A 5,255-nucleotide genomic window follows, 5' to 3' on the forward strand; every position below is an offset into this window, starting at 1 on the left:
TATACCCTGCAACTTAACGCACAGTTAATACTCGGTTTCCCTTCGGCTCCCCTATTCGGTTAACCTCGCTACAGAATATAAGTCGCTGACCCATTATACAAAAGGTACGCAGTCACTATTACCCAACGGTAACAGCTCCCACTGATTGTACGTACACGGTTTCAGGGTCTATTTCACTCCCCTCCCGGGGTTCTTTTCGCCTTTCCCTCACGGTACTGGTTCACTATCGGTCAATCAGGAGTATTTAGCCTTGGAGGATGGTCCCCCCTTCTTCAGACAGGATATCACGTGTCCCGCCCTACTCTATAAGCTTCCACATAACGTACCTTCGTGTACGGGACTTTCACCCTCTATCGTGCGACTTTCCAGACGCTTCCACTAATACTTTATGCTACCCGCTTGGGCTCCTCCCCTTTCGCTCGCCGCTACTCAGGGAATCTCGGTTGATTTCTTTTCCTCGGGGTACTTAGATGTTTCAGTTCTCCCGGTTCGCCTCATCTAACTATGAATTCATTAGATGATAGTGTAGTTTCCTACACTGGGTTTCCCCATTCGGACATCGACGGCTATTACGCTTTTTATCAGCTTACCGTCGCTTTTCGCAGATTAACACGTCCTTCTTCGCCTCTGATTGCCTAGGCATCCACCGTGTACGCTTAATTTCTTAACCTTACAACTCACAGTTGTCTTGGTTTAAATTACGCTTTCTTCTCTTTCTTACTTATTCTCTTTTTATTTATAGATTGTTCAATTAAAGTTCAATAAACTTTAACTCAACCTATAATCAAAAGCCTTTCGTAAAAACGAGAACTCGTTTCTTTCAGCTTGTTCCTAATTGTTAAAGAGCTTTATCTTTCTATTCACTTAAACACTAAATCAAGTAAATACAAAAATAATTTATTTTAAAAGAGACTTCTTTAATGGTGGAGCTAAGCGGGATCGAACCGCTGGCCTCCTGCGTGCAAGGCAGGCGCTCTCCCAGCTGAGCTATAGCCCCATTGTTTTCACTTCTTCAACCCGCTAAAGCCAAAACCAGCAAAACCAAGATTGAATTGGTGGGTCTGAGTGGACTTGAACCACCGACCTCACCCTTATCAGGGGTGCGCTCTAACCACCTGAGCTACAGACCCAATAAAGTGACTCTTTCTTCTAAACAAACAATCTGTGTGAACACTCACGAGCTCTTCGTAAGGAGGTGATCCAACCGCAGGTTCCCCTACGGTTACCTTGTTACGACTTCACCCCAGTCATGAACCACACCGTGGTAAACGCCCTCCCGAAGGTTAAGCTATCTACTTCTGGTGCAACCCACTCCCATGGTGTGACGGGCGGTGTGTACAAGGCCCGGGAACGTATTCACCGTGACATTCTGATTCACGATTACTAGCGATTCCGACTTCATGGAGTCGAGTTGCAGACTCCAATCCGGACTTAGACGTACTTTGTGAGGTCCGCTTACTCTCGCGAGGTCGCCTCCCTTTGTATACGCCATTGTAGCACGTGTGTAGCCCTGGTCGTAAGGGCCATGATGACTTGACGTCGTCCCCACCTTCCTCCGCTTTATCAACGGCAGTCTCCTTTGAGTTCCCGACCTAATCGATGGCAACAAAGGATAAGGGTTGCGCTCGTTGCGGGACTTAACCCAACATTTCACAACACGAGCTGACGACAGCCATGCAGCACCTGTCTCACAGTTCCCGAAGGCACTCTCGTATCTCTACAAGATTCTGTGGATGTCAAGACCAGGTAAGGTTCTTCGCGTTGCATCGAATTAAACCACATGCTCCACCGCTTGTGCGGGCCCCCGTCAATTCATTTGAGTTTTAACCTTGCGGCCGTACTCCCCAGGCGGTCGATTTATCGCGTTAGCTTCGGAGCCCATCACTCTAGGCAACAAACTCCAAATCGACATCGTTTACAGCGTGGACTACCAGGGTATCTAATCCTGTTTGCTCCCCACGCTTTCGCATCTCAGCGTCAGTATCTGTCCAGAAGGCCGCCTTCGCCACCGGTATTCCTCCACATCTCTACGCATTTCACCGCTACACGTGGAATTCTACCTTCCTCTACAATACTCTAGTTAACCAGTTTTAAGTGCAATTCCTAGGTTGAGCCCAGGGCTTTCACACCTAACTTAATTATCCGCCTACATGCCCTTTACGCCCAGTCATTCCGATTAACGCTCGCACCCTCCGTATTACCGCGGCTGCTGGCACGGAGTTAGCCGGTGCTTCTTCTGTGATTAACGTCAATTAATAAACCTATTAGATTCATCACCTTCCTCATCACCGAAAGTACTTTACAACCCGAAGGCCTTCTTCATACACGCGGCATGGCTGCATCAGGGTTCCCCCCATTGTGCAATATTCCCCACTGCTGCCTCCCGTAGGAGTCTGGACCGTGTCTCAGTTCCAGTGTGGCTGGTCATCCTCTCAGACCAGCTAGAGATCGTCGCTTTGGTGAGCCATTACCCCACCAACTAGCTAATCCCATATGGGTTCATCAAATGGCGCATGGCCCGTAGGTCCCATGCTTTGGTTTCTCAACTTTATGCGGTATTAGCAGTCGTTTCCAACTGTTGTCCCCCTCCATTCGGCAGATCCCCATACCTTACTCACCCGTCCGCCACTCGTCATCAAGTGCAAGCACTCATGTTACCGTTCGACTTGCATGTGTTAAGCCTGCCGCCAGCGTTCAATCTGAGCCATGATCAAACTCTTCAATTTAAAGTTTGATGCTCAATAACTGTCTCTGACATATTCAAATGAATCTTCAGTGTCACTTATCAAGACTTAATTTTTTAGTCCGTAGACTTTAATCTTTCGTCTCGCAAGTGCCCACACAGATTGTCTGTTTCTTCTTTTTAAAGAGCTAACAGCTTATATCCCTCGTCAACCTTTCGTTGATTTAGTTCGCTGTCTCAAGGGTTGCGTATACTACGCTAACCTTTTTTATTCGTCAAGATCTTTTTTAAAATTTTTGATCTCACTTAATCACCAACTCTTCGTCTGCTTGTCGCTGACTGCGTGTCAGTGGATGCGCATTATAGGGGCTTAAAAATTTCCTGCAAGTGTTAATTGCAATTTTTTCTTCGTTTGCATTTTATTTGTTCAAATCTACATGTTTAATATATTTGGCATAAACAAAATAAACGTTATTTGCTATAGAAAAAACAATTCATTAAGTTAATTTACATGGTAAATATAAAGAACCTCATATTTTTAACGTGAATTTAGAATATTAATTTACATTCTAAGTTTTAAATTTAATAAAGATATTTCAAAGCACCAAGTCAAATAATAGATGATATTATCTAACGAATTGCACCAATAAGGTATTTTGCTTTATTTTTGAAAACTAGCGTTATTATTTTAGCGATGATGACACTTACGATTAAAGTTGACACTAAAAAGATTACAGCTCCCAATGATGCTAACCAACCGTTGTCGGTTTTGATTACATAACCTAGAGGAGAAATATACAATAGCTGTTCAAGTTCTAAAACAATAATTTCATGAATAAAATAGATAGGAAAACTAATATTTGCCATATAAGAAAAGAATTTATATAACTTCCCCTCATTCGTTTTATGATTCAGCCCATCTAAAAAATAAAGCGCTAATATAAATAAAACGATTTTTTGTAATGTATCATAATAAAGTTTTTCTACACCTAAATGACTCATATAGCGATAAGCAAATGGAACAAAAAAACATAAACTAAAAAGAAACACAACTAAGAATAAATTATCTTTAACTGTTTTGATAATAATTTGATAATTTTGTTTTATCATCATGCCAATTAAATAAACTGGTCCATAATGCAACAAATTTAAAATAGGTTGAGTAAAATCAGGTTTAGTAAACACCACAACCCAAAACATAGCAATCAGACCAGCTACAATTAAATTCTTTTTCGACCAAAAATATAATAAAGGAGCCATTAAATAAATAATGATAATCATCGGGATAAACCACAATGGTAGCAGTTGTGTTCCCGTCAGCATCATCCTAACTATTGAACTAACAACACTAGTTTCAGTCGATGAAAACCAAGGTAAATTAGATAAATACTGATAATGAAAAAAAACAAAGCAAAAAATAGATACTGAAATATAAGGACAAACAACAGTTTTAAACTTTGATAAATAATAAGTTTTGGTATCAAATTTATAAGTTAGATGTTGAAATAAAAAACCAGCAATTAATACAAAAAAAGTAGTGAAATTAAAGGCAAATAAATTTAAAAAAGAAAATAAATAACTATTAGCAATTAAATGAGTATTTTTAAACACACCCAAACAGTGACTAAAAACAATCATTATAATTGCAACACCACGTAATACATGTATAGAATGAATTTTTTGCGGTTTATCTGTTACCATTTTAGATACTGTGAATAATGAAATAAACTAGCGTACATTATCACATTTCTATGTAACTGAAACTACAATTTACAAAAATAAATGTCCAAACAAATAAAAAATAAAATATCATTTAAAATTAATTAATTATAAACATCTTTCTGAATTGATCGTGCAAATGAATTTGTGAATTTACCTATTTTGAACTACTCTAATGAGCAAAAACAAGTTAAATATAAAATGAATGAATAAAAAGTAAGACAAATGGCAGTCGAGCTAGCTAAAAGCATAAAAACGTAGAAAAATTTAGGCAAATTAACGTGTTTTATGAACAAACTAGTGATTGATACCACATTAAATGAAGAAATAACCACGCATCTAGGTCATGAAAAACACAAAAAAACTAAGAAGTAACACATGTAACGGTTATAGCACGAAAAACGTTATACAAGTGATGATGGCGAGTTAGAGCTCACCATTTCACGATTATGCTCTTATCTTCTTTTTTGTTCCACTTTCATTTAAAATCGATTAATCTGTTTATTTTTACATAATCACCAATACAACTCCAGCTTGTTTAATTGCTTCTTCCAACTCTTTATCCCACATATTTTTTACTCCCTCCGTGATTATAACAACTACATAACTAGAATTAGATGTATAACTATAGCTGTTAATTTTAGGATATCAATTCAATCATAATTTGAGGATTTAAAAATTTGTTAAAAACTTTCAGGTAACTATGTGTTTCAGTATAAAAATACAGCTTATAACAGATAAATTGGAAAATTTGCAGTATTATCATTTAGTAATTTGATTAAACTAAATGGATAAGATTGATGATTTTTATAAAAATTTAAAAATAATTTATATTAAAAATCATTGTGTTACT

Annotated in this window: 1 protein-coding gene, 2 tRNA genes and 2 rRNA genes; all 5 read right to left on the bottom strand. The window is 38.4% G+C overall.

What is annotated here, in order from left to right; translation table 11 throughout:
- Positions 1 to 670: ribosomal RNA gene (locus A9G32_RS06990) — 23S ribosomal RNA — on the bottom strand; the annotation flags it as partial.
- 251 nt (positions 671 to 921) lie between these two features.
- Positions 922 to 997 (bottom strand) — tRNA-Ala (locus A9G32_RS06995).
- Positions 998 to 1,053: 56 nt separating this feature from the next.
- A tRNA-Ile gene (locus A9G32_RS07000) sits at positions 1,054 to 1,130 on the bottom strand.
- A 58-nt stretch (positions 1,131 to 1,188) separates the two neighbouring features.
- Positions 1,189 to 2,726, bottom strand: a 16S ribosomal RNA gene (locus tag A9G32_RS07005).
- 587 nt (positions 2,727 to 3,313) lie between these two features.
- Positions 3,314 to 4,384, bottom strand: a complete 1,071-nt coding sequence (locus tag A9G32_RS07010; protein ID WP_065589605.1) for an acyltransferase family protein — start codon at positions 4,382 to 4,384, stop codon at positions 3,314 to 3,316.
- Between the last annotated feature and the right edge of the window lie 871 nt (positions 4,385 to 5,255).

This window comes from Gilliamella sp. Gris3-2 (assembly GCF_001690345.1).
Lineage (GTDB): Bacteria > Pseudomonadota > Gammaproteobacteria > Enterobacterales > Orbaceae > Gilliamella > Gilliamella bombi.

Excerpts from the sequence above, each read along its gene's own strand:
- A9G32_RS07010 (WP_065589605.1), bottom strand. The coding sequence starts at position 4,384 with ATGGTAACAGATAAACCGCAAAAAATTCATTCTATACATGTATTACGT.